Annotated in this window: 22 protein-coding genes; 4 read left to right on the plus strand and 18 right to left on the minus strand. The window is 71.0% G+C overall.

Annotation, left to right across the window (positions count from 1 at the left end):
* Positions 1-13: 13 nt before the first annotated feature.
* From E3328_RS09350 to E3328_RS09380, 7 genes are all read right to left on the minus strand, one after another.
* The gene (locus tag E3328_RS09350; protein ID WP_135364298.1) at positions 14-484 is read right to left on the minus strand and encodes a (2Fe-2S)-binding protein; all 471 of its coding nucleotides are present in this window, start codon (positions 482-484) and stop codon (positions 14-16) included.
* Positions 481-1,377 (minus strand): FAD binding domain-containing protein, encoded by an 897-nt coding sequence (locus E3328_RS09355; protein WP_167837352.1) that lies wholly within the window; start codon positions 1,375-1,377, stop codon positions 481-483. The genes E3328_RS09350 and E3328_RS09355 overlap by 4 nt, the downstream gene beginning before the upstream one ends.
* Positions 1,370-3,676: a xanthine dehydrogenase family protein molybdopterin-binding subunit gene (locus E3328_RS09360; RefSeq protein ID WP_135364300.1), complete on the minus strand. Its 2,307-nt coding sequence runs from the start codon at positions 3,674-3,676 to the stop codon at positions 1,370-1,372. The genes E3328_RS09355 and E3328_RS09360 overlap by 8 nt, the downstream gene beginning before the upstream one ends.
* Positions 3,673-4,122, minus strand: coding sequence for an SRPBCC family protein (locus E3328_RS09365; RefSeq protein WP_135364301.1), 450 nt, complete (start codon positions 4,120-4,122; stop codon positions 3,673-3,675). Before E3328_RS09365 ends, E3328_RS09360 begins: the two co-directional genes overlap by 4 nt.
* A gap of 112 nt (positions 4,123-4,234) precedes the next feature.
* Complete coding sequence (locus tag E3328_RS09370; RefSeq protein ID WP_135364302.1) at positions 4,235-5,206, minus strand: ABC transporter substrate-binding protein; 972 nt, start codon at positions 5,204-5,206, stop codon at positions 4,235-4,237.
* A complete protein-coding gene (locus tag E3328_RS09375; RefSeq protein ID WP_135364303.1) occupies positions 5,206-6,651 on the minus strand; it encodes a hypothetical protein in 1,446 nt (481 codons plus the stop codon). The genes E3328_RS09370 and E3328_RS09375 overlap by 1 nt, the downstream gene beginning before the upstream one ends.
* A 157-nt stretch (positions 6,652-6,808) precedes the next feature.
* Entirely contained in the window at positions 6,809-7,339 is a 531-nt protein-coding gene (locus E3328_RS09380) for a DoxX family protein (protein ID WP_135364304.1), read from the minus strand.
* 315 nt (positions 7,340-7,654) lie between these two features.
* Between E3328_RS09380 and E3328_RS09385 the strand changes: the two genes are divergently transcribed.
* On the plus strand, positions 7,655-7,957 hold the full coding sequence (locus E3328_RS09385; RefSeq protein ID WP_135364305.1) for a DUF7521 family protein: 303 nt from the start codon (positions 7,655-7,657) through the stop codon (positions 7,955-7,957).
* Between the two features lie 67 nt (positions 7,958-8,024).
* Here E3328_RS09385 and E3328_RS09390 read toward each other — a convergent pair whose 3' ends face one another.
* Positions 8,025-8,972, minus strand: a complete 948-nt coding sequence (locus tag E3328_RS09390; protein ID WP_135364306.1) for a mechanosensitive ion channel family protein — start codon at positions 8,970-8,972, stop codon at positions 8,025-8,027.
* Positions 8,973-9,139: 167 nt separating this feature from the next.
* Here E3328_RS09390 and E3328_RS09395 point away from each other — a divergent pair, with 167 nt between their 5' ends.
* Together E3328_RS09395 and E3328_RS09400 are read left to right on the plus strand one after the other, a co-directional pair.
* On the plus strand, positions 9,140-9,613 hold the full coding sequence (locus E3328_RS09395; protein WP_135364307.1) for a redoxin domain-containing protein: 474 nt from the start codon (positions 9,140-9,142) through the stop codon (positions 9,611-9,613).
* A 45-nt stretch (positions 9,614-9,658) separates the two neighbouring features.
* Complete coding sequence (locus E3328_RS09400) at positions 9,659-10,294, plus strand: hypothetical protein (protein ID WP_135364308.1); 636 nt, start codon at positions 9,659-9,661, stop codon at positions 10,292-10,294.
* A gap of 97 nt (positions 10,295-10,391) precedes the next feature.
* Here E3328_RS09400 and E3328_RS09405 read toward each other — a convergent pair whose 3' ends face one another.
* The 10 genes from E3328_RS09405 to E3328_RS09450 all read right to left on the minus strand — a co-directional run bounded on the left by E3328_RS09405 (position 10,392) and on the right by E3328_RS09450 (position 20,365).
* Complete coding sequence (locus E3328_RS09405) at positions 10,392-11,927, minus strand: NADH-quinone oxidoreductase subunit N (RefSeq protein ID WP_209452149.1); 1,536 nt, start codon at positions 11,925-11,927, stop codon at positions 10,392-10,394.
* Positions 11,921-13,534, minus strand: a complete 1,614-nt coding sequence (locus tag E3328_RS09410; RefSeq protein WP_135364309.1) for a complex I subunit 4 family protein — start codon at positions 13,532-13,534, stop codon at positions 11,921-11,923. The genes E3328_RS09405 and E3328_RS09410 overlap by 7 nt, the downstream gene beginning before the upstream one ends.
* On the minus strand, positions 13,534-15,651 hold the full coding sequence (gene nuoL, locus E3328_RS09415) for an NADH-quinone oxidoreductase subunit L (RefSeq protein ID WP_135364310.1): 2,118 nt from the start codon (positions 15,649-15,651) through the stop codon (positions 13,534-13,536). The genes E3328_RS09410 and nuoL overlap by 1 nt, the downstream gene beginning before the upstream one ends.
* A gap of 1 nt (position 15,652) precedes the next feature.
* Complete coding sequence (gene nuoK / locus E3328_RS09420) at positions 15,653-15,958, minus strand: NADH-quinone oxidoreductase subunit NuoK (protein WP_135364311.1); 306 nt, start codon at positions 15,956-15,958, stop codon at positions 15,653-15,655.
* Positions 15,958-16,350: a hypothetical protein gene (locus E3328_RS09425; protein WP_135364312.1), complete on the minus strand. Its 393-nt coding sequence runs from the start codon at positions 16,348-16,350 to the stop codon at positions 15,958-15,960. Before E3328_RS09425 ends, nuoK begins: the two co-directional genes overlap by 1 nt.
* Positions 16,347-16,616: an NADH-quinone oxidoreductase subunit J gene (locus tag E3328_RS09430; protein WP_135364313.1), complete on the minus strand. Its 270-nt coding sequence runs from the start codon at positions 16,614-16,616 to the stop codon at positions 16,347-16,349. The genes E3328_RS09425 and E3328_RS09430 overlap by 4 nt, the downstream gene beginning before the upstream one ends.
* 328 nt (positions 16,617-16,944) lie before the next feature.
* Complete coding sequence (locus tag E3328_RS09435; RefSeq protein ID WP_135364314.1) at positions 16,945-17,229, minus strand: DUF7520 family protein; 285 nt, start codon at positions 17,227-17,229, stop codon at positions 16,945-16,947.
* 335 nt (positions 17,230-17,564) lie between these two features.
* Entirely contained in the window at positions 17,565-19,361 is a 1,797-nt protein-coding gene (gene ctaD, locus E3328_RS09440; protein ID WP_135364315.1) for a cytochrome c oxidase subunit I, read from the minus strand.
* Positions 19,362-19,593: 232 nt separating this feature from the next.
* Positions 19,594-19,839 (minus strand): DUF6684 family protein, encoded by a 246-nt coding sequence (locus E3328_RS09445; RefSeq protein ID WP_135364316.1) that lies wholly within the window; start codon positions 19,837-19,839, stop codon positions 19,594-19,596.
* 118 nt (positions 19,840-19,957) lie between these two features.
* Positions 19,958-20,365 (minus strand): DUF7541 family protein, encoded by a 408-nt coding sequence (locus E3328_RS09450; protein ID WP_135364317.1) that lies wholly within the window; start codon positions 20,363-20,365, stop codon positions 19,958-19,960.
* 244 nt (positions 20,366-20,609) lie between these two features.
* On the opposite strand from E3328_RS09450, the gene E3328_RS09455 reads away from it, so the two are divergent.
* Complete coding sequence (locus tag E3328_RS09455) at positions 20,610-23,561, plus strand: DUF7527 domain-containing protein (RefSeq protein ID WP_135364318.1); 2,952 nt, start codon at positions 20,610-20,612, stop codon at positions 23,559-23,561.
* The last annotated feature ends 10 nt before the right edge of the window (positions 23,562-23,571 follow it).

Consider the following 23,571-nt stretch of genomic DNA (forward strand, 5'->3'; position numbering starts at 1 on the left):
TCCGGGACCGCGGTCACTCCGCTTCGCCCCGGCGCTCCGCGACCGCCTCGACGGCGTCGAGGATCTTCTCGTAGCCGGTACACCGACAGACGTTACCCGACAGGGCCGACCGGAGCGTCTCGCGGTCGGCGTCGGGATGGTCGTCGAGGGAGGCCAGCGCCGACAGCACGAACCCCGGCGTGCAGTAGCCACACTGCAGGGCGCTGTGGTCCTCGAAGGCGTCCTGCACCTCGCGGCCGAGGGTCCCGTCGGCGACGCCCTCGACGGTCGTGACCGAGCGGCCGTCGACCTTCGCGGCCATGACCAGACAGGCCTTCACCGCCTCGCCGTCGAGCAGGACGGTGCAGGCGCCGCAGCGGCCGCCGTCGCAGCCCGCCTTGACGCTCAGGGCGTCGCAGTCCTCCCGGAGCAGTTCGCGCAGCGAGCGGTCGGGGGCCGTTTCGACGGTCCGCTCCTCGCCGTCGAGGTCGAAGGAGACTCTCACGGCGATCCCCCCGCTCGGCGGACCGCGCTCAGCAGGCTCCGCTCGACGAGCGTCGCGGCGAGCCGGCGCTTGTAGGCGGCCGACCCCGCCTCGTCGTCGATCGGGTCGATGTCCTCGGGGGCGCGCTCGCTCGCGGTCGCGACGGCGGCGTCGGTCGCCGGGCCACCCACGAGGTCGTTCTCGACCGCGTGCGCGCGGACGGGCGTGTCCGCGACCGCCGAGCACGCGACGCGGACGCGTTCGACCGCGCCGTCGGCGAGGGTCACCACGGCGGCGGCGCCGGCGGTCGCCCGCCCCGACTCGACGGCGGCGTGGCGCTCGTAGGCCGTGCCCGCCCGCTCGGGGTCGAGCCGGTCGAAGGTCACGCCGGTCACGAGTTCGTTCTCGCGTCGGTCCGTGCGGAGGTGGCCGACCAGAAACTCCCCCAGCGGGACGCGCCGGCGGCCGTCCGGGTCGGCCAGTTCCACCGAGGCCGCCAGCGCGCACAGCGGCGCGAGCAGGTCGAACGTCGGGTCGCCGTGCGCGACGGCCCCGCCGACGGTCCCGAGAGCCCTGACCTGTCGGTCGGCGACCACCGAGCAGGCGTCGCCCAGCGCGGCGGCGCGGTCGCTCAGGTCGTGGCGGGCCAGCTCTGCGTAGGTCGTCGTCGCGCCGATACTCGTCCGGTCGTCGGCGACCGCGACGCCCGACAGTTCCGGAATCGCACTCACGTCGACGAACGCGTCGGCGTCGACCAGCCCCTGGCGGACTAGCGGCATCAGCGTCTGCCCGCCGGCGACCACGCGGGCGCGGCCGTCGGCCTCGTGCAGGCGCCGACACGCCGCCGCGACCGTCTCCGGCCGGTAGTAGTCGGCCTCCGTCCCGCCGGTCGCGTCCGCACGACCGTCAGTCACCGTCCGCACCCCCGTCACCGCCTGCATCCTCATCACCGTCCGCACCGCCGTCGAGCGCGAAGCACACGTCCTCGTCGCGGACGGGCGCCGCAGTGAACCGCTCGCCGACGGCGTCGCGGACCGCGTTGGTGACCGCGGGCGCGACGGGCGTGATCGACGGCGTGCCGACGCCCTTCGCGCCGTACGGGCCAGACGCCTCCTCGGACTCGACGATCTCGCAGGCCAGTCGGTCGGGCATCTCGGCGGGCGAACTCACCGGGTAGTCGGCGAGCGTCGCGTTGGTCGGGACACCGTTTTCGAGCCGCAGCTCCGAGGTGAGCGCGAACTCCACCCCGTGCTGGACGGCGCCCTCGATCTGCCCCTCGACGAGCGTCGGGTTGATCGCGTAGCCCACGTCCTGGGCGGCGACGTAGGCGGTCACGTCGACGGCCCCGGTCCCGGTGTCGACGGCGACCTCGGCGAAGTGGACGCCGTAGGCCAGCGGCGCCGTGTCGGTCTCCGCCCGGCCGGTGACCGCGAGGGGGGCGTCGACGAGCGCGCCGAGCGGAACGGCGCTCCCGTCGGGCGCTTCGACGCGTCCCTCCCGGACGGTGAGGTCCTCGGACGGCGCGCCGAGGCGGTCGGCCGCGCGGGAGCGCAGGCGCCCACCGAGCGTGTCGGCGCCGTCGCGGATCGCCGCGCCGACCAGGTACGTCGTCCGGTTGGCGACCGAGCCGTACTTGTCGTCGACGGCGTCGTCGGGGTCGTACCCCTGGACGGCCACCCGGTCGAGGGGCAGTCCGGTCGCCTCGGCGGCGATCTGGGCGAGGGCGGTCGCGGCGCCCTGGCCCACGTCGATGGCGCCCGTGCGGACGACCAGCGAGCCGTCGGGCGCCAGGGTCAGCCGCGCCTCGGCGTAGTCGTCGTTCTTCCCGGCCGCCGGGGTCGTGATCTGTCCGCCCGCGGCGACGCCCCGGCCGTAGACGGTATCCTCGTCCCGCTCGTCGCCGGATTCGACGTCCGTCCGCAACTCGGCGAACCGCTCGCGGCCGCGGTCGAGACACGCCCGGAGGCCGCAACTGCCGACCGGCGTGTCGGCGTGGGGTCGCTCGTCGCCCTCGGCGACCCAGTTGCGCCGGCGGAAGGCGACCGGGTCGAACCCGGCACGGCGGGCGAGTTCGTCGAGGTGCGACTCCAGCGCCCAGGTGACCTGCGTGACGCCGATGCCGCGGTACTCGCCGGCCGGCGGGTTGTTCGTGAACGCGGAGACCCCCTCGAAGCGGTAGTTGTCGACTCTGTAGGCGTCCAGCGGTCGGCCGCGACAGGCGCTCAGGACGACGTGGCCGACGCCGTTGGGGTACGGGCCGGTGTCGGCGACGGCGTCGACCGCGAGCGCGGTGAGCCGGCCGTCGTCGGTCGCCCCCGCCTTCAGGTCGAGGTGAGTCGCGTGGCGCGACTCGGCGGCCGAGAACTCCGTCTCGCGGTCGAATTCGAGGCGGACCGGCCGTCCGGCCTCCCGCGCGAGCGCGGCGGCGACCGGTTCGAGGGTGAGCTTCGCCAGCGAGCGGCCGCCGAAGCTCGACCCCGCGGTCGGGGGGCGCTCGATCGCGACCTCGCAGTCATCGAACAGCCGTTCGAGGGTCTCCTCGGCGTGGCCCCGATTACCCATCGTCGCGGTCACGCGGAGCCGGTCGCCGTCCCAGTCGGCGACCGCGCAGTGGCGGTCGAGGTTGCAGTGGGTGACCCGCGGCGTCCGGTAGCTCGCCTCGTGGACGTGGTCGGCGGCCGCGAACGCGGCGTCGGGGTCGCCCACTTCGAGCGCGTGATAGTCGTCGACGTTCCGGACGTACTCCGGGTTGTCGACGTCCAGGGGGTGGCGGTCGGGCTGGCCGAACGCGGGGTCGGACTGGACGACCGGGGCGTCGGCGCGGACGCTCTCGCGGGGGTCGTGGACCGACTCCAGCGGGTCGAGGTCGAACTCGACGGCGTCCAGCGCCGCCTCGACGGCTGCGGAGGTCTCGGCGGCGACGGCCGCGACGGCGTCCCCGTAGTGGCGGACGCGGTCGTCGAACCCCCCCGGGAGGTCCCACCGCGGGAGCACGGCGGCCACGTCGTCCATCGCGGCGGCCGCGTCGGTGTCCAGCCCCGCGACCTCGGCGTGGGGGACCGGCGACCGGACGACGCCCCCGACGAGTGCGTCGGGGTGCTCCATGTCGGTCGCGTAGCGGGCCCGGCCGCGGACCTTCGCCCGGGCGTCCTTGCGCGGGGACGACTTCCCGACGGCGGACTTCGGTCCGGGGCCGGACCGCTCGCGGCTCACGCCCGGGCCCCCACGCGGTCGACGAGGTTCTCGAAGTAGGTCTCGACGTTGGCGCGGACCTGCCGGCGGAGGACCCGCGACCCCATCGTCGCCAGTCGCCCGGTGAACGTCACGTCCACGTCGTAGGCCAGCTCCGTCGCCGCTCCCTCCCCGGTCAGCGTCACCGTCACGTCGGCGTCCATGCGGCTCCCGGTCCGCGAGTCCGTCCCGGTTCCGGTGAAGCGGAGCCACTCGGGTCGCTCGCGCTCCTCGATACGGACCTCGCCGTCCAGCGCCACGTCGATCCCCGTGATCCGCTGGCGGATCACCCCCTCGTAGCGGTCCTCGGAGGCCCGCGAGATCTCCTCGGCGCCCATGACGCAGGCGGTCAACACGGCCGGGTCGGTCACCAGGTCCCAGGCCGCCGACCGCTCGACCGGGACCGTCTCCGTTCCCTCGAACTCCATACGGGAGCGTCGGGACGACCGACATAAACACCCGACGGCGAATCCCGCCGAGTGGGAGCGCCAGCGGTCCCGTCCGGCGTCCCGGTTCCAGGCCCCGACCGCGTCGGGCGGTTCAGGCGTAGTAGTCGGTGTCGAGGTGGTCGGTCGCGAACAGTTCGCCCGCGTCGTAGCGCTCGGCGGCGACCCCCTGGTCGTGGGCGTACCCGGCGAGCGTCTCGACGGCGGCCACGTTGTCCTCGGTGAGCCCGTACTCCCACGGGTCGTCGCCCAGCACCGACCGCTGTTCGTCGGCGTACACGTCCGCCCACACGAGCGGGAGTTCGCGGGGCCGCTCCAGCGCGCCGAGCCCGATCTCCTTGGCGCGCTCGAAAGCGTCGTACAGCGGCTGGACGACCCACGGGTGCTCGTCGAGAATCTCGTCGCGGACGACGATGGCGTGCATGATCGGGAAGATCCCCGTCTCGCGGTAGTAGGTCTGTTCGACGGCCTTCGCGTCGTCGAACAGCCGGCGGGCGTTCGAGACGCCGGCGTCGACCGGGTGGAAGACGCCGTCGATCTCGCCCCGCTCGATCATGTCCTCCAGCAGGCCGATCGTCGACCCCTGGTGGCCGACGTACTCCAGGTCGATCCGGTCGGGCACGTCCACGTCGACGATCTCCGAGCCGCCGGCGACCCACTCGACGGCGCCCAGGTCGAGCCCGTGGCGGTCGGCGAGGGTGCCGCGCTGCCAGACCCCCGTCGTCGTCTGCCAGTTGACGATGCCGACGCGACGGCCCGCCAGATCCGCGACCGAATCGATCCCGGCGCCCTCCCGGACGTACATGTACGCGTGGCGGAACTTCCGGAAGGGGAAGGCCGGGATCGCCGTGAACGGGAAGCGGTCGGCGTCGCGGCGGGTGGCGAGGTAGGTCCCCATCGACAGCTCGCAGGCGTCGAACTCCAGGTCCCGGACCATCCGGGAGAACCGGACCGGGTTGGGGTAGTTCACCGCCGACAGGTCGATCCCCTCGGGTTCGACGCGGCCGTCGCGGAGCGGTTGCGTCCAGGCGTACGGGTGGACCGCGAGCGACAGGTCCAGCGCCATCACTCGGTGACCTCGAAGGCCATGTGCAGGGCGGGCAGCGGCCGGACGGGGTGGTTGTCGAGATACGAGAGGTGCGGCCGCACCTCGAAGACCGGCTTCTCCTCCTGCATGTCGAAGAGGCTGGGGTAGATATCGACGAAGTGCCAGCCGGGCTCGCCGGCCGCGCGGAGCCGCGCGTGGACGGTGCCCTCCTTGTCGTCGCCGGCGGTGCCGCAGACGTAGCCCAGCGGCGTGTTGTCGTAGACGAAGAAGGGCGCGTTCTCGTAGATGGTCCAGCCGATCCCCGACAGCTCGATGTCGATCTCCGTCCCGACGGGGCCGCGGACGGGCGCGAACGTCTCGATCGAGGGCTGCATCATAAAGCCCGTCACCGCCACCTCGCGGCCGTCGACGGCGGCGGTGATCGGCCGGGTCGACCCCTCGGCGCGGGGGATGGCGATCTCGGTCTGGAAGCTGCCCTCCGAGTCGGTCTCGACGGTCGGGAGCACGTCGGGCTTGGGCTCGGGCGTGATCGGGATGCCCTTGACGCGGTGGCCCTCGTGGCGGTACCAGATCAGGTCGACCTCGGTCTCGGCGGGGAAGTTCCGGCCGGTGAGCACGGCGGTCGTCCCGGCCTGGCCGGAGGGCGGGGAGATCTCCAGTTCGGCCTCGCTGTCGGCGTCGATCTCGGGGTAGTGGACGCTCATCGGCTGCTCGTCGAGCAGCGGGTCGACCCAGGCGGTCCGGGGGTCGTCGTCGGGTTCGGTCACCTCGACGGTCCAGACCGACTGGCGGCCGCCGGCGACCGGGCCGTAGGGCGACTGGGTGTTGTTCTGGAGGTAGGGCACGCCCTTGTAGTTGCGCCACACCTGGATGACGTGCTCGCCGGGCGGGCCGACCGCGCGGATCTCCGCGGTGGCGGTCCCGCGGTTCATCACGCCGGTCATAAAGCCGACGTTGCCGTTGTCCCAGGACACCTGATAGTTGTTCGTGACGACGTTCGGCCCGATCCCGTGGCCGGTGATCGTAAACGCCTCGCCCAGCGGCGCCGCGGTGCGGTCGATCTCGAAGTGGGGCGTGACCGAGAACTCGTCGCGGGCGACGACGTTGCCGTCGCCGTTCGTGACCTGGATCCGGTGGGCGCCGCCGTAGTCCTCGGGGATCGTCCACGTCTCGTCGAAGGCGCCGTCGGCGTCGGTCCGGACGGTCCCGATGCGGTCGGTCCGGGGCTGGTACTGCGGGCCGACGACCTCGTTGCCCTCCAGGACCCCCCACCGGCCCTCCGTCGAGTTCCACAGCAACTCGTACTTCTCGTCGGCCGGGAAGTTGCGCCCCTTCAGCGTGATCTCGTCGCCAACGTACCCCTCCTCGTCGCTCAGCACCAGCGTCCCGTCCGAGCCGCTGCCGCGGCGGTGGCGCTGGAGCGTCTCCTTCAGGTCGCTGGACACTCCGGATTCGTCGTCCATGTGTGTCCGTTCGCGGCTCCCTCGAATACGTCTGTGCCACCTTCCACGCTGGCGGTGGACACGGCAAGAGTTAAGGGGTGAGCGGCGGCCGCGGTCGCCGTTCGCGACCGCGGCGGAAACCGAGAAGGGGACTGCCGGAGCGGCCGACGGGACCGACTTACCCGAGGAACAGCCGGAGCTGTGGGTAGTCTTTGACGATGTCGAGTTCCTCGATGCGGGCGTCGAGGCCGAGGATCCGGCCGGCGCCGAACGCGCCGAGGCCGAACAGGAGGAACACGTACACCATGTGGTAGTCGATGAGCAGGGCGTTGTCGAAGGGGTAGGAGGCCAGCCAGTAGAACAGCATCATGGTGGCCCCCCAGAACGCGCTGAACCGGACGAGCACGCCGAGGATCAGCGCGAGTCCGACCAGCGTCAGGCCGAGCTGGTTCAGCGGCGTCAGCAGCCACGCCCACTCGTTGCCCATCGTCGTCCACAGGCCGGTCAGCGGGTTGCCGTCGGGGATCCCGTACAGCAGGAACCCGCGGACGCTCCACTCGGGGTTGACGACCTTCGTGATCCCGGCGTAGAAGAACGTCCAGCCCATGATGACCCGAAGCGCGAACAGCGCGTAGCCGATCCACGTCTCGGAGTAGGTGAACTGCACGTCCCAGCCGAACACCTTGGATTCGAGTTCTCGCGTCGCCATACGCCCACGTTCTCCCAGAACGCGGATAAGCCGTGTCGTGATTCCCAGCCGCTGGGACCCGGTCGAGCGGCGCCGGCGCCCCGAGACCCGGAAAACCGCCGGAACGCGCCCGAATCAGCGGCGTGTGCCGACCCGGCCGCGGACGGCCCCGTGCCCACCCGTTCCCGGGCGGTAAGAAGCCCGTCCCGGCTTGAAGGAGGCTGCCGTGGAAGCTTCTCACACGGCCGGGGACACCGGTCGCGGTCCGAGTGTCGTCGCCGCTCGCCGCGGATCCGACGGCCGGGACGGCGAACCGCTCCCCGACGGTGATCCACCATGTCGACCCACACCACGCTGACGGTCGCGACGCTCGTCGTGACGACGGTCGCCGTCGTCTTCGGCGTGCTCGTCGCCTCGCTCGCACACAGGGCGGCCAACCGAACGTCGTCGCGCTCGCTGTCGCTGCTCAGCTACGGCCTCGGCGCCGTCGCGCTCGGCCCGCTGGTCGGGGCGGTCGGCGCCGTCACGCTCGGCCTCGACGCCGAGTCGACCCTGCTCGTCCAGGGGCTGCTCGTCGCACCGGGGTTCGCGCTGCTCGTGCGGTCGCTGTATCCCGCCGGGCGACCCGTCCGGGCGTGAACCCCGACCGCGCCCGGAACCCGACCCGTCGTCGCCGGTCCAGCCCGGCGACCCCGGTGTCGCGCCCTCACCGGTTGCGGCTCACCGGGAACTTCACGCGGTCGGGATGTTCGTTGAACTCGGCCAGGATCCGCTCGTAGAGCTCGTTCTTCGTCCGCTGGCCGCGCCGCGGGTCGACGACGTACCGCAGCCGGAGCTTCACCCACGAGGCCTCCTGGGTGACGTTGACGGTCGGCTGGGACTGGACATCCAGTTCCACGGGTGTCTCGGCCAGCCGCTCGCGGTAGCGTTCGATGTCGCGTTCCATCTCCTCGCCGACGACCGCCTCGGCGACCGCGACCATCCGCTCGCGGGCGAACGCGAGGTCCGTCTCGTAGGCCACCTCGACGGCCACCTCGTTCCAGACGAACGGGAACGACTCCCCCGTGAAGTTCGTGACGTGCGAGGAGAGCACCACGGAGTTCGGGACGGTGATCGTCCGCCCCGACGGCTGGTTCGAGGCCACCAGCTCGCCGTCGACCTCCCACAGCGTCGTCACGAGGAAGTCCACCGCCACCACGTCGCCCTTCGACCCCTCGATGGCGACGCGGTCGCCGACCTGATACGGGCGGTTGACCATGATGTACACCCAGCCGATGAGCGAGAACAGCGGCTGCTGCAGCGCGAAGGTGACGGCGAAGCCGACGACGCCCAGCGAGAACAGGACGCCGACCCACTGCTCGGTGACGACGCCGGCGAGCCCGACGGTCCCGACGAGCCCGAACGCGAGTCGGAGGACGTTCCGCAGGTCGTGGCGGCGCCGCTTGCTGGGCGCGCGGTCGGCGAGCCAGCCGCCGACCAGCCGGTAGGCGCCGTAGGTCGCGAGGACGACCGCGACGGCCAGCAGCCCGGTGACCGCCAGCCGCTCCGCGAGGGCGCCCCGCGGCCCGTCGAACGCGACCGTCGCGGCCGCGACCCGGCTCGCGACCGCGGCGACCGCCGCCGCGACCACCGAGAGGTACCCGACCCGTCGCATCTGCCAGTCCGCTCGCGGCCGGCCCACTAAGTTCCCGGGGGTGCCCTCCCTGGCGGCTCCGACCGGGCCACAGCAGTCCGGAGCCGCCCGGGTGTCGCCCCGCCCGATCGGCGCTCGAAACCTGTTCGGTAGGTGTTTTATTCCGTCGGGGCCCTAACCGTCGGGTGATGGTTTCCACAGGCGACTCCGCACCCACGTTCACGGCGACGCTCGGCACGAGTGACCACGAGGACTTCGATCTGGCCGACCACCTCGGCGACGGCCCGGTCGTCCTCGCCTTCTTCCCCGGCGCGTTCACGCCGCCCTGCACCAACGAGATGGTCGCCTTCCAGGAGCGGCTCGACGAGTTCGAGGACGCCGGCGCGACCATCTTCGGCGTCAGCGCCGACTCGCCGTTCTCCCAGGGCGCGTTCCGCGAGGAGCACGGCATCGAGTTCGACCTCGTCAGCGACATGGACGGCGACACCATCGAGGCGTACGGCCTGACCATGGACATCCCCGATCTGGGCCTGTACGGCAACGCCAACCGCGCCGTCTTCGTCGTCGACGACGAGGGCACCGTCGTCTACGACTGGGTCGCCGACGACCCGACCAACGAACCCGACTACGACGCGGTACTCGACGCCGTCGAGTCGGCCTGACGCGGCGACACAACCCTTTTCAGGTCGCTTCGAGAAGGTCCCCGGGTGCCTACCCGATTCTCACGTCGATCGTTGCTCCGTAGCGGCGCGCTACTGACCGGCGCCGCCGTCGCCGGCTGCGCCAGCGCGCCGGGGACCGACCCGCTGTTCGCCGAGGGGTTCGAGGAGAGCGACGAGCGCTGGACCCGACACGGCCACATCGGTCCCGAGGAGTCCCAGGACGCCTTCGAGTGGGACATCTCGCTCAGCGAGGAACGGGCCGCGGCGGGCGAGTGGAGCCTCGCTGTGTTCACCGAGGGCGACCACGACGACGGGGTCGCCTGGGTGACGGCCGAGCTCCCGACCCCCGAGGACCCGTCGACGTTCTCGGTGTCGTTCCGGGCCTGGAGCGAGTCGGAGAGCTTCAACGTCCTCCGGAACGCCGTCGCCTACCTCGGGCCCGAGGAGCCGACCGAGGAGGGCGACTTCCCCGACCCGGGCGCCAACTCCTCGGCCGTCCCGGACGCCCCCTACGGCGGCCTGCGCGAACCGCTGCACCTCGCCGAGGGCTGGCGCGAGTACGCCTTCGACTGGGACCCCGACGAGGCGCCCGAGCGGCTGTTCCTCTCCGTCGGCGTCGCCGTCGTCTGGGAGGCCGACGCGACCCACTACGTCGACGACATCGAAGTGACCGCGGAGTAGGTCGGCGACTGTTCCGCTCCGTTCGGCGTCGAGACGAGCCGACCGTCAGAGGCGGTACTGTGCGACGAGCGGCGAAAAAACGGGTGTCGGCGTCCGGTCAGCCGAACAGGACGGACGCGGCGTCGAAGGCGCTCGGCGAGAGGAGGCCGAACGCGGGCAGCAGCGCGAAGGTGACGACGGCGGCGATGACGACGGCGGCGTACAGCGAACTCGGGTAGCCGCCCAGGTCGAAGTCGCCGTCGGGTTCCTCGAGCCACATCGCCCGGACGACCCGGCTGTAGTAGTACAGCGACAGCGCGCTGTTGACGATGAGCGAGATCGCCAGCAGCCAGGTGCCGGTCTGCGCGGTCGCGGCCAGCAGGTAGAGCTTCGAGATGAAGCCGCCGCCGACCGGCAGGCCCGCGAGGCTGAACAGGAAGACCGTCATCGCGGCGCAGGCCAGCGGCGCCTGCTTCGAGAGGCCGTTGAAGTCCTGGAAGGTGCGGCCGATGCCCCAGTACTCGGTCAGGGCGACGAACAGGAACGCGCCGGTGTTCATGAACCCGTAGACGAGCAGGTGCATCATGCTCGCGCCGAGGACGAACCCGTTGTCGACGCCCGGCGAGAGCGCGGCCAGCCCGATGAGGACGTAGCCGGCGTGGCCGACCGACGAGTAGGCGAGCATCCGCTTGACCTTCTCCTGGGTGGCGGCCGCGAAGTTCCCGACGGTCATCGTGACGACCGCGAGGACGGTGACGGCGGTGACCCAGTCGACCGTCGGTGCGGCGCCGGTCAGCCCGCCGACCTCGGGGAAGGCGGTGAGGAACACGCGGAAGGCGACGACGAACCCGGCGGCCTTCGAGGCCGAGGAGAGGAACGCCGAGACGGGCCCGGGCGCGCCCTCGTAGGCCTCGGGCGCCCAGAAGTGGAACGGGACGCTCGCGGTCTTGTAGGCGAACCCGAGCAGCATCATGACGATGCCGACGCCGAGGATCCCGACCGGGATCTCCGAGCCGCCGGCCAGCGCCTCCGCGACGGCCTCCAGCTGGAGACTGCCCGTCGCGGCGTAGACGAGGCTGATCCCGTAGGCGAGCACCGACGACGACAGCGCGCCGACGAGGAAGTACTTCAGGCCGCCCTCGACGCTGCCCTGGTTGTCCTTGAGGAACGCGACCAGCGCGAACGACGGGAGGCTCGCGAGTTCGAGGCTGACGAACACCGTCGCGAGGCTGTTGGCCGAGGCCATCAGCGACATGCCCGTCGCGGCCATGATGACCAGCCCGTAGTACTCGGCCTGGTACTCCTCGCCGGCGAGGTAGTCGTAGGACGCGAGCGTCACCAGCGCGGTCACGCTCGCGACGATGACCACGAAGAACAGGCTCATCCCGTCGACGACCAGCGCGTCGCCGAACAGGTCGACGGCGCCTGTCCCACGCGGTTGGCCGACGCCGAGCACGAGGAAGTACCCGGCGACGAGGAACGCCGCGAGCGCGCCGACCGTCGACACGCCCGCGAGGACCGCGTTGGAACTCGTCCCCGGCTGGGGCTCGATGCTGTCCACGATGAACAGCAGCATGGCGGTCACGCCGAAGAGGATCGCCGGCGTGAGCGCGACCCAGTCGGCGACCTGGAAGCCCGCGATGTCGACTACCACGGCGCGACACCTCCGTTGGCCAGCGCGGCGGCAGCGTCACCGACCGCCCCGGACGGGACGATGGCGGCCGAACCCGGCGGCAACAGCGGGTTGACCGCGTCCTGGATCATCTGGTACACCAGGCCCGGGTCGACGCCCAGGGCGATGACCAGCGCCAGGAGCACCACCAGCGGCGCCACGTCGTGGACCGGGGCCCGGGACACGTCGTAGTCGGTGGCCAGCGAGTACTCACCGAACAGCGTCCGCTGCATCGCCCACAGCAGGTAGCCGGCGACGATGACGATGCCGAACATCCCGGCGGCGGTCACCAGCGGCGCCGCGGGGATGTACGGCGAGGCGAACGCGCCCTGGAAGATGAGGTACTCGGCGGCGAACCCGGCCATCAGCGGCAGGCCCATGTAGCCGAACGCGGCCGCGACGAGGATGCCGACGGTCCAGGGCATCCGGTCGGCGATCCCGGAGATGTCGCCGACCATCCGGGTGTGGGTCTCGTTGTAGATGACGCCGACCGTCATGAACATCAGCCCCGAGATGAGGCCGTGGGCGACCATCTGGAAGGTCGCGCCGCCGAAGCCGAGCGGCGTGAACGCGACCAGTCCCAGGATGACGTAGCCCATCGACGAGATCGACGAGTAGGCGACGATGCGTTTGAGGTCCTGCTGTGCCAGCGCGAGCATCGCGCCGTAGATGATGCTGAGGACGCCGAACGCGACGATGATGCCGGCGTTGGCCCGCGCCACGTCCTGCAGCATCGTGAAGTTGAACCGCAGCAGGGCGTAGGTCCCCATCTTCAGGAGGACGCCCGCCAGCATCACGGAGACGGGCGTCGGCGCCTCGACGTGGGCGTCGGGCAGCCACGTGTGGACCGGGAAGACGGGCACCTTCACCGCGAACCCGGCGAACATCAGCGTGAACGCGACCACCCGGAGCGTCTCGGGCGCGATGCCCGCGACGCTCCCCAGGTTGCCGTCGGCGGCCAGCGCCTGCGCGATGGCGGGCAGGTCGAACGTCGATATCGAGTCGCCCAGGCCGAACACGAGGGCCATGAAGCCGACGAACATGACCAGCGTCGCCACGTTCGTGTAGACGAAGAACTTGATGGCGGCGTACTTCCGGCGCGGGCCCCCCCAGACGCCGATGAGGAAGTACATCGGGACGAGCACGGCCTCCCAGAAGACCAGCCACAGCAGGAAGTCCAGCGCGGTGAACACGCCGATGAGGCTGGCCTCCATCAGCAGCATCAGGCCGTAGAACTGCGACTGCCGTTCGTCGATGGGCGTCCACGAGCTGACCAGCGCCAGCGTCGTCAGCACGGTCGCCAGCACGAGCAGCGGCAGGCTGACGCCGTCGAGGCCGACGTGCCAGGCCAGGTCGTAGCGGCCGAGGCTGACCCAGCCGAGCGTCGACTCGAAGGCGATATCGCCGTCGGCCAGCAGCGCGTTGCCGACGCCGTCGAAGGCGGTGTACATCCACAGCGAGATGCCGACGGGGACGAGGCTCACCGCGGCGGCGAGCTTGCCCGCCCACTCGTCGGGCGCGAGGAAGACCAGCAGCGCGCCGACGAGCGTGACGCCCAGCAGGGCCTCGACCGGCCCGGCGATAGGCATCAGGCACCACCTCCCAGCACGACGAAGACGACCAGCAACAGCGCGAGCGACAGCGTCATCAGCGCCGCGTAGTTCGAGACGACGCCCGACTGGATGCGGCGGAACCGCGAGCCGGTGAACAGGCTCACGCTACTGACGCCGTTGACGACGCCGTCGACGACGCCCTGGTCGAACTTGTCCGCGGCCCGCGCGATCGGGACCGTCACGCCCTGTGCCAGCCACACCTGGTACTCGTCCTGGTAGTAGTTGTGCATGAGCAGCGTCTTCGCACCTCCCAGCTTGTCCGTGTGCTCGACCGGCTCGTCGACGCCGTAGAGGCTCCGCGCGACGAGGACGCCCGCGATCGCCAGCCCCAGCGACACCGCCGCCGAGGCCAGCAGCGTCGGCACCTCGCCGCCGAGCGGGTAGCTCGCGGTGACGTGAGCGGCGTCGTGCAGCAGCGTCTCGTAGGTGGCCAGGTCCGTCGACAGCGCCGCGGGCCAGCCGCCCTCGTCGGCGCCGTGGACCCACTTGTGCAGGAAGTCGATCTCCTGGCCGGTCAGGACCGCGACCGGCTTCATGTTGATGAGCCCGACCGTCGCGGCGCCGATACCGAGCACGGCCAGCGGCGCCTTCACGTTCCAGCGCACCGGTTCGGGGTCGCGAGCCGTGTCGGTGCGGGCGTCGCCGTGGAAGGTCAGGTAGACCATCCGGAACGTGTAGAAGCCCGTGAAGAACACGGCCAGCAGCCCCATCGCGTACGCGAGGAGATAGAGGACGCCGAGCGTGCTCGCCTCGCCGCCGAGCGTCCCGAACCCGTGGATGAGCGCCTCGTAGAGCACCTCGTCCTTCGACCAGAAGCCCGCGAACGGGACGATGCCCGCGAGCGCGAGCGAGCCCGAGAGGAACGTCCAGTAGGTGACGGGCATCTTGTCCTTCAGCCCGCCCATGTCCCACATGTTCTCGTTGTGGTGCATCGCGATGATGACCGACCCGGCGCCGAGGAACAGCAGCGCCTTGAACACGGCGTGGGTGGTCAGGTGGAAGACGGCGGCGACGTAGCCGCCCGACCCCAGCGCGAGCATCATGTAGCCGTACTGGCTGATGGTCGAGTAGGCGAGCACCTGCTTGAGCTCCTGCTTGACGACGCCCATCGTCGCCGCGAACAGCGCGGTGAAGCCGCCGACCAGCGCGATGACGCCCAGCGCCGTCGGCGAGAGCAGGTAGAAGCCGTACATCCGGGCGACGAGGTAGACGCCGGCCGCGACCATCGTCGCCGCGTGGATGAGCGCCGAGACCGGCGTCGGGCCCTCCATCGCGTCGGGCAGCCAGGTGTGCAGCGGGAACTGCGCGGACTTGCCGATGACGCCGCCGAGCACGAGCAGCCCGAGGACGGTGAACCACGTCTGGGCCCCGTAGCCGGCGGTGTAGATCCCCTCGGCGCCGTCGGTCAGCGCCTGTTCGGCGAGCCGGGGGAAGCTCTCGGCGGCCACCGAACCGCCCTCGGTGATCGGCGCGAACAGGCCCGTGCCGAACGTGGCGAAGATGCCGACCACGCCGATGAGGAAGAAGTAGTCACCGAAGCGGGTGACCAGGAACGCCTTCTTCGCGGCCGACGGCGGGCCGTCCTCGCGGAACCAGAAGCCGATCAGCAGGTACGAGCAGAGGCCGACCAGCTCGAAGAACATGAACGCCATCAGGATGTTGTTCGAGAAGACGAAGGCGAGCATGCTCGCCGTGAACAGGCCGAGTCCGGCGTAGTACCGCGGGAGACCGGTCTCGCCCTCGTCGTTCATGTAGCCCAGCGAGAAGACGTGGACGAGCAGGGCGATCAGCGAGACGATGACGAGCATCAGCGCCGTCAGCGGGTCGACCAGGATGCCGAACCGCAGCGTGAGCGCGCCGTCGCCCAGACCCGCAACCCACGTGTAGAGGTTCTCGTTGTAGTAGGTCGCCGTGCCGGTGATCCCGGCGACGGTCAGCGCGGTCCAGACCGACAGGGCCAGCGACCCGGCGGTCGCGATGATGCCGGCCTCGGCGCCGCGCTTCGGCATGTACTGCCCGGCGAACAGGGAGACGACGAACGCCAGGAACGGGAGCGCTGCGATCGCGGGAACGAAGTCGAATGCACCTGCCATCTTACCACCTCATCGTAGCCGCTTTCGTCACGTCCACGTCCTCGAAGTTGCGGTACAGTACGAGGATGATGCCGATGCCGACCGCCACCTCGGCGGCCGCCAGCGCCATCACGAACAGCGAGAACACCTGCCCCGTGAGGTTCCCGTGGTGAAACGAGAAGGCGACGAGGTTGATGTTCGCCGCGTTGAGCATCAGCTCGACGGACATCAGGAAGATCAGGGCGTTGCGCCGCGTCAGCACGCCGTAGACCCCGATGCAGAACACCGCCGCCGACAGCAGCAGGTAGTACTGGCTCGCGATGGCCATCAGTCCTCACCCCCCTCGGAGCCGCTCGCGCCGCCGGCATCGTGGTCGTCGGCCGTCCGGCCGGGGATCCGGCGTCCCCCGTCCGTGAGCGCGGTGACGACGCTCTCGTCGTCCTCGCGGCGGGCGAGCATCACGGCCCCGTCCAGCGCCGCGTCGAGGACCAGCGCGATGAGGATGAACGCGACCAGGAAGCTCTCCGCGGGGATCGCGGCCTGGTCGACCATGTTGAACATCGCGTAGCCGATGCTCGCGACGACGCTGCCGTCGGCGAAGCCGGTCGGGTTCGTGAGTTCGCTCGTCAGGAACACGTAGGCCATGACGGCGAACAGCGCCAGCGCGGCCAGGCCGTTGACGTAGTTCACGTCGGTCGCCAGCCGCGGCCGGGAGGTCATGTTGCCACCTCGTCGGGCTGGGTGTCTCTCTCGGTGAGCATGATGGCGAACGTGATGAGGATGAGCACCCCACCGACGTACACCAGTATCTGCATCGCGGCGATGAACTCGGCGCGGAGCATGACGTAGTACACTGCCACCGACAGCAGCGAGACGCCGAGCATCAGCGCCGAGTGCCAGACGTCGCGCACTAACACGACGCCCAGGCTGCTCCCCAGTGTGACTGTGGCGAACAGCGCAAACGCGATTGACTCGAGCAATGCCATCGTTGTCCCGAATCTCCTACCGCACGCCCTTTGAAGATTTCTGTATCGTCCCGCGCGTGGCCGCTCACGCGCCCGAAACCGTTACAGATTCGACGCGTGCCCGTCGACCACCCCGCGTCGACCCCCCGGTCGGCACCTGACGTGTTCGGCTCGCGGCGCTCTCGGGGTCACGCGGCCGCCCGATGCGCGTCTCGCGCACCGCGGTCGGACACCGCGCCGCTCGCGCGCGCCCGACGGCCGTCCGACGCGAGACCGTCCCGGCCGCCCCCGACCTGAGGTCGGCTCCCGGTCGGGGGCGGCGGACGGTCCGCGACCGCCGGGCGTCCGCCTACTCGACCCGGTCGTCGTCGTACCGGGAGACGTACCGGACCGCCAGCAGGAGCACGCCCAGGCCGACGCCGACGGTCACGACGCCGAACGTCGCCATCCCGAGCGGCGTCGCCGGGAGGTCGACGACGAAAAACAGGGTCGGATTCATGCCGTCGGGGTTGACGTACCCCAGCAGGGCACCCATCGTGCCCGCGACGCCCAGCACGGCCAGGTACACCGCGAGGACGACGCGCGAGCCCGCGACCCGCCCGCCGAGCGCCAGTCGGTCGGTGTTGGCTGTCACGGCCGACCGTTGGGACCGCGGGTGGTTAGCCTTTTCACATCGCGGCCGCAAGGTCGGGTATGAGCGACTTCGACGACGACTCCCGGTTCTCGGAGAAGGAACTCCTGCTGTTCGTCCTCACCGCCATCGCGGTGCTGATGGGCGTCTCCACGTTCGTCCTCGTCCTGAGCGGCTGAGCCGGCTCGCTCCGCTCCCGGCGTCACGGCCCCGCGTGACTCGCGCGACTGCGACACGGGCAGCGACCGCTCCCGGTCGGTCCCGCCGGTCCCGGCAGGCGACACGAAACATCGGCGAAAACGTTCGAGACCGCGGAAAACGGATCGGAGCCGCGAGCGTCAGTCGTCCGCGTCGGCAGCGGCGTCGTCGTCGACGACCTCGCCACCGTCGGTGACGGCCTCCTCCTCGCCGCCGTCGGCCAGCGCGGTCGTGATACGGCGCTCGTGCCACTGGAACTCGCGGCCGTGCTGGTCGGTCTCCTTGAGGTCCCACGGGTCGGGGTCCTCCAGCTGGGGGCCTTCCAGCCAGGACTGGACGAGGTTCCAGACGAAGATGATCTGGCCGAGCAGCAGGATGATGGCGCCGACGGAGGCGGCCTGATGGGCCAGCGTCACCATGTCCAGCGGGGCGATGGCGTTGTTGAAGTCGTAGGTCGCGTACCGCCGGGGCATGCCGAGGTAGCCGAGGAACAGCATCGCGAAGAACGTGATGTTGGTCCCGACCATCGACAGCCAGAAGTGGGCCTTGCCGAGGGTGCGCTGGTACATCCGGCCGGTGAAGATGGGGAACCAGTAGTAGATGCCCGCGAACCCGGCGAAGGCGATGGCGCCCATCACGATGTAGTGGAAGTGCCCGACGACGTAGTAGGTGTCGTGGAGGATCTGGTCGACGGGGACCGAGGCGAGGAAGACGCCGGTCACGCCGCCGATGATGAAGTTCGAGACGAAGCCGATGCAGAACAGCATCGGCGTCGTCAGCCGCAGGCGGCCGTTCCACATCGTCGTGATCCAGTTGAACGTCTTGACCGCGGAGGGTATCGCGATGGCGAGCGAGACGGCCATGAACGAGGCCCGCAGGCGCGGGTCGATACCCGTCGTGAACATGTGGTGGGCCCAGACGCCGAAGCTCAGGACGCCGATGGCCAGCGTGGAGTAGACGACGAACTTGAAGCCGAACAGCTTGCGGCCGGAGAACTTCGGCAGCACGTAGCTGACGATCCCCATCGGCGGGAGCACGAGGATGTACACCTCGGGGTGGCCGAAGAACCAGAACAGGTGCTGCCAGAGGATGGGGCCGCCGCCCTCGCCGACCGCGTAGAACGTCGTCGCGAGGTTGCGGTCGAGCAGCAGCATGACGATGGCCGACCCCAGCAGCGGGAACGCGAAGAGGATGAGCGCCGACTGGGTGAGGATGGTCCACGAGAAGATGTCGAGGTTCGCCCAGTTGACGTCGTCGTCGCGCTCGGTGAAGATGGTCGCGATGAAGTTGATCGCCCCCATCGTCGCCGAGACCCCCGTCAGGTGCAGCCCGAGCAGCATGAGGTCGACGCCGGGGTTGGCCTGTTCGACCGACAGCGGCGTATACATCGTCCAGGCCGTCTGGGCGCCGGTCATCCCGGGCAGGAAGAAGCCGCCCCAGACCAGCAGGGCGCCGGGCGGGAGCAGCCAGAAGGCGATGGCGTTGATCCGCGGGAACGCCATGTCGTCGGCGCCGATCAGGAGGGGCACGAAGTAGTTCGCGAACGCCGCGATGATGGGCGTCCCGAACAGGAACAGCATCGTGATCCCGTGACTCGTCAGGATGGCGTTGTAGAAGCCGTTCTCGAAGACGGCGCCCGTCGGCGCGATGAGCTGGACGCGGATGCCGAACGCCATCAGGCCGCCGACCGCGAACGCGATGACGGCGTAGGTGCCGTAGAGGATACCGATGTCCTTGTGGTCGACCGTGGTCAGCCAGCGGGTGATACCGGCCGGCTTCTCGCGGTGGACGGTGGCTCCGGCGTCGCCGTAGCCGCCGCCACCACCGCTCACCAGCGGGGTGTACGAGCGCCAGTCCTCGACCCGTGAGAGAAAGGCCGCGATGCCGACGAGGAAGACCCCCATCAGCACCGTCAGCACGAGCTGCCCTGATGCCATGCACGGAACTCGGGACTGGTGCCATATGAATGGTTAGGAAACCCTTCCGCCGAACTCGTTCGCGTGCGGCGGTCTCGCATGGAAAACCGTGACGTTCAGCTGGCGGCAGGACGCGGCGTTCACGACGTGAGCGCGCGGACTGGTCGCGGGTGGCCGCAGCGAGAACTGGAGGGTCGCGGGAGAGAGAGGACCGACGAGGTCCGCGGCGTGGACACGGGACCCGGGGGAGTCGCTACTCGCCGTCGGCTTCCATCTCGTTTTCGGCCTTCGAGACGGCCTTGCCGGCGTAGTAGGTCAGGATTACGAGCAGCAGCGCGGTCACGCCGACGATGGCGAACTGCAGCCCGGAGACGAGCGGGTCGACGCCCCACGGCGGGAACAGCGCGAACGCACCGATGAAGAAGACCAGGATGCCCAGCGGGATGAAGTTGACCGTCAGGTCCAGGAGCGTTTCGCGGTCGAAGACCTTCTCTGACATACCGCGGGCTTGGGTCAGGCGGCTAAATATAGTGTCGGTTCGCGCCGGGGAGCGACCGAGGCGACGGCGAATCCGTTCGGCCCGGTCGACGGCCGGACGGGATCACCGGGCGTTCCGATCAGATGCCCTGCCCGGTGCGCCCGACGGCCTGGCTGACGACGCCCGCGGCGACGAGCATGACCCCGGCGACGGCGACGGCGAGCCCGCGGCCGACGACGCCGTTGGGGTCGGCGACCGTCTCGAAGAGAGTCACCGACGACCCGGGCACCTGCGTCGCGACGAGGGCGCCGCCCAGCACGGCGAACCCGGCGCCCAGCAGCGCGAGCGTCCGCCAGGGGCGGCGAGCGTAGCCCGACTCGCCGAGGATGCCCGCGACGCTCCCCCCGAGCAGCAACACCCCGCCGACGGCGATCGGGAACAGGCCGAGGAAGACGCCGACCTCCGTCAGGGCGAAGCCGACCGCCACGAGGAGCGGCCACGGACTGGCCGTCCGATACTGGTCCGACAGTCCCGGTTGCTCTTCCATACCCCGCCGTTGGGACCGGTCCGTCATAGGTACACCGGACTCCCGCGCGCGACGACCCGAATATGGTCGGGCCGGTCCGAATATGGTCGGGTCCGGCCCGTTCGGGGTCGGTCCGACCCGATCCGTCGGCGTCCGATCCGGCCCGGTGCCGTCGCTTCGCGTCGGTCACCACCGGCCACGGGCGGCGGTCGCGCGTCGGACGTGGGCGCAAAGTATTTGGTCCGCATGGGGCTTGTCCAACACAATGACCACGCGCGCTGTGGAGCAGTTCGACGAGTGGGAGTCGTCGCCGTTCCGCGACGGCCATCGCGGCCTGCACGAGTTGGCCGACTCCGAGTTCTCCGGGGTCGTGGAGGCCGGCGGCGCCAGGCTCTGTATGCTCAACGGGACGGTCGTCGGCATCCTCGACGGTGACATCGACGACTTCGAGGGGGCGTCGGGGACCGCCTACGAGGCGCCCTCGCCCGCGCTTCCGTTGCTCGCGCTCATGCAGGAACGCAACGACGAGGTCCGCGCGAAGTACTACTCCGAGGACACGCCGCTCTCGGAGGTCGACGACACGCTCTCGGAGGGGGGGTTCACCGGGTTCATCGAGCTGTCGGAGAACGTCCTCAGCGGCGACTACTACGTCGTCTACCACCGCGGCCGCTCGATGGCCGTCGCCTGGGTGGGCAACAGCGGCCAGCTGCTCACCGACGACGAGGCCTTCGAACGGGCCGACGACGAGGTCGGCATCTTCCAGGTCCGCCCCGCCGAGATCGAGCCCGTCGAGATCCCCGAGGTCGACGACGGCAACGACGCCGCGGCCGGGGCCGACGACGGCGACGGGGGGACGGCCGCCTCGGGGGGCGCCGCTGCGGGGAGCGCCGCCGCGTCCGACGACACCGAGTCCGACCCGGCCGCCGGGAGCGAGGACGCGGTCGCCGAGGAGCCGGCGGCGGAGAGCGAGCCGGACGACGGGGGCGGGGCCGCGGAGCCCGACTCCACCGAGACCGACCCGGCCGACCCTGACCCGGCCGCCGACTCCGGCTCGACCGCGGAACCCGGGACGGCCGCGGACCCGGAACCGGACGAGGGGTCGGCCGTCCGGGACGAGACGACGGCGGAGGCCGGCGGGAGCGGCGGCGGAGCGGGGGGCGACACGCCGTCCGCCGGTTCGTCGGAGCCGGCCGACCAGTCGAGGGACCGGCGGGAGGCGACCGGCCGACGCGACCGCGGCGACGGTTCGGCGGCGGACCGGCGAGCGGAGTCGACCGGCACCGGCCGGACGGGGGGAGCCGACACGTCGACGGCAGACGCCGGCGGGGCCGACGCGTCGACCGACGACGACCGCGCGGGCGACTCCGGCGGGCGCGCGGCCGGTCGGGACGAGACCGGTGACGCGTCCGATCGTGACGCCGGCCGGCGGGACCGGACCGGTCGCTCCGGGGGTCGCGGCGACCGCGCCGACCGGAGCGGCGCGGCGGACGACCGGGCCCCGGAGCGCGACTCCGCCTCCCGGGACGCCGGCGCGCGGACGGACAGGGACCGCGATTCCGGGGGAACCGGAGGTCGCGATCCGGACTCGCCCGCCGACCGCGGGTCCCGCGCGAGTTCCGGCCGCGCGGGGTCGCCGGATCGTCGGCAGGGCGAGTCGACGGAGCCGCGGACGACGGACGCGCGGTCGAGCGATCCGGACCGCGACGCGGTCCGCGACCGGTCCGCCGGCGCGGCCGACTCGCCGGGGCGGACCGCCGACCGGGGCGCTCCGGCCGACGAGCCCCAGGGGGCCGGCCGGGCCACCGACGCCGGGAACGCGGCGGGCGCCGCCACCAGCCCGGACCAGCTGGAGACCCACTCGATCCCGTCGCTGGACCCCTCGCGGACGACCAGCCGGGAGTCCGACGACGGGGCCGCCGCGGCGGCGCCGACGCCCGACGACGCGGCCGCGACGGGCTCGCCGGAACCAGCCGCCACGTCGGCGGTCGAGGACCGCGCCGACGGGTCCGCCTCCCGGGCGGGCGAGGCGAGCGACCGGGGCGGCCGGACCGAGCCCCGCGACCAGGGGACCGCGAACGCGTCGGAGACGCGCCCCGAACCCCCGTCGAACGAGCCGCCGACCGGGAACGGCCCGCCGGCGGAGTCGCGGGCGAGCGAGCCCGAGCCCCGGAGTCAGGGGGCCGACGAGCGGGTCGCGGAGCTCGAAGACGAGCTGGCCGACCGCGAGCGCGAGATCGAACAGCTGGAGGCGGATCTCGCGGCCGCCGAGGACGAGCGCGACGACCTCCGGTCGCAGCTGGAGGACGTCCGCGCCGAGCGCGACGACCTGCAGTCACGCATCGAGCGCGTCGAGTCCGAGCGCGACGACCTGGAGCGCGAACGCGACGAACTGGAGTCGGAGGTCGCGGGTCTGGAGTCGGAGGTCGAGCGGCTGGAGGGCCAGCTCGCCGATATCGAGGAGGAGTTCGGCGCGGCGGTCGACGCCGAACAGCGGCTGAGCCCGGGCGAGGCGCTCGACCAGACGAACCTCTTCGTCCGCTACGAGTCGAAGGGCAAGCCGACGCTGGAGACGGCTCACGCCGGCGAGGCGGGCCGCCAGGAGGTCTCCGAGAACCTCGGGCTGGAGTACCACACCCAGTTCGACAGCGACTCGGTCTCCGTCGGCGGCCGCCCGTTCGACGAGTTCCTCCGCGACACGATGCAGTTCCGCTTCGTCACCTGGGTCATCAACGACCTGCTCTACGAGATCCGCGACACCGGCAAGGTGTCGGCGCTGCAGGACCTGTACGACGCGATCCCGAAGATCGACCGCGCCGAACTCAACGGCTCGGTCACCACCGAGTACACCGAGGACGGCCAGGAGCGCCGGAGCCAGGAGTCGTTCGACGTGGTCATGCGCGACCGGATGGGCAACGCCCTGCTGACCGCGAACATGAACGACTCCCGGCAGGCCGCCTCCGAGAGCATGATGTCCTCGCTGGTGACGGCCTCCTCGCACGTCGGCGAGTCCACCGAGTCGCTGGGCGCGTCGTTCCTCGTCACGTCGAGCTTCTTCGAGCCGGAGGCGCTGGAGACGGCCGCCGAGGCGACCAGCGGCGGGCTGCTCAGCCGCGACAAGCGCGAGAGCTTCGTGAAGCTGACCCGCAAACAGGGGTACCACCTCTGTCTCGTCGAGGCGCGAGAGGAGAAGTTCCACCTGGCGGTCCCGGAACTCTGAGACGGTCCCG

Origin of the sequence: Halosimplex halophilum (genome assembly GCF_004698125.1) — an archaeon.
GTDB lineage: Archaea > Halobacteriota > Halobacteria > Halobacteriales > Haloarculaceae > Halosimplex > Halosimplex halophilum.

Coding starts and splice junctions, on each gene's coding strand:
- E3328_RS09425 (WP_135364312.1), bottom strand. CDS start 16,350: ATGACCTCCCGGCCGCGGCTGGCGACCGACGTGAACTACGTCAACGGC.
- ctaD (WP_135364315.1), bottom strand. CDS start 19,361: ATGGCATCAGGGCAGCTCGTGCTGACGGTGCTGATGGGGGTCTTCCTC.
- E3328_RS09390 (WP_135364306.1), bottom strand. CDS start 8,972: ATGCGACGGGTCGGGTACCTCTCGGTGGTCGCGGCGGCGGTCGCCGCG.
- E3328_RS09455 (WP_135364318.1), top strand. CDS start 20,610: ATGACCACGCGCGCTGTGGAGCAGTTCGACGAGTGGGAGTCGTCGCCG.
- E3328_RS09365 (WP_135364301.1), bottom strand. CDS start 4,122: ATGGAGTTCGAGGGAACGGAGACGGTCCCGGTCGAGCGGTCGGCGGCC.
- E3328_RS09410 (WP_135364309.1), bottom strand. CDS start 13,534: ATGCCTATCGCCGGGCCGGTCGAGGCCCTGCTGGGCGTCACGCTCGTC.
- E3328_RS09375 (WP_135364303.1), bottom strand. CDS start 6,651: ATGGACGACGAATCCGGAGTGTCCAGCGACCTGAAGGAGACGCTCCAG.
- E3328_RS09370 (WP_135364302.1), bottom strand. CDS start 5,206: ATGGCGCTGGACCTGTCGCTCGCGGTCCACCCGTACGCCTGGACGCAA.
- E3328_RS09385 (WP_135364305.1), top strand. CDS start 7,655: ATGTCGACCCACACCACGCTGACGGTCGCGACGCTCGTCGTGACGACG.
- E3328_RS09430 (WP_135364313.1), bottom strand. CDS start 16,616: ATGGCATTGCTCGAGTCAATCGCGTTTGCGCTGTTCGCCACAGTCACA.
- E3328_RS09445 (WP_135364316.1), bottom strand. CDS start 19,839: ATGTCAGAGAAGGTCTTCGACCGCGAAACGCTCCTGGACCTGACGGTC.
- nuoL (WP_135364310.1), bottom strand. CDS start 15,651: ATGGCAGGTGCATTCGACTTCGTTCCCGCGATCGCAGCGCTCCCGTTC.
- E3328_RS09395 (WP_135364307.1), top strand. CDS start 9,140: ATGGTTTCCACAGGCGACTCCGCACCCACGTTCACGGCGACGCTCGGC.
- E3328_RS09450 (WP_135364317.1), bottom strand. CDS start 20,365: ATGGAAGAGCAACCGGGACTGTCGGACCAGTATCGGACGGCCAGTCCG.
- nuoK (WP_135364311.1), bottom strand. CDS start 15,958: ATGGCCATCGCGAGCCAGTACTACCTGCTGCTGTCGGCGGCGGTGTTC.
- E3328_RS09380 (WP_135364304.1), bottom strand. CDS start 7,339: ATGGCGACGCGAGAACTCGAATCCAAGGTGTTCGGCTGGGACGTGCAG.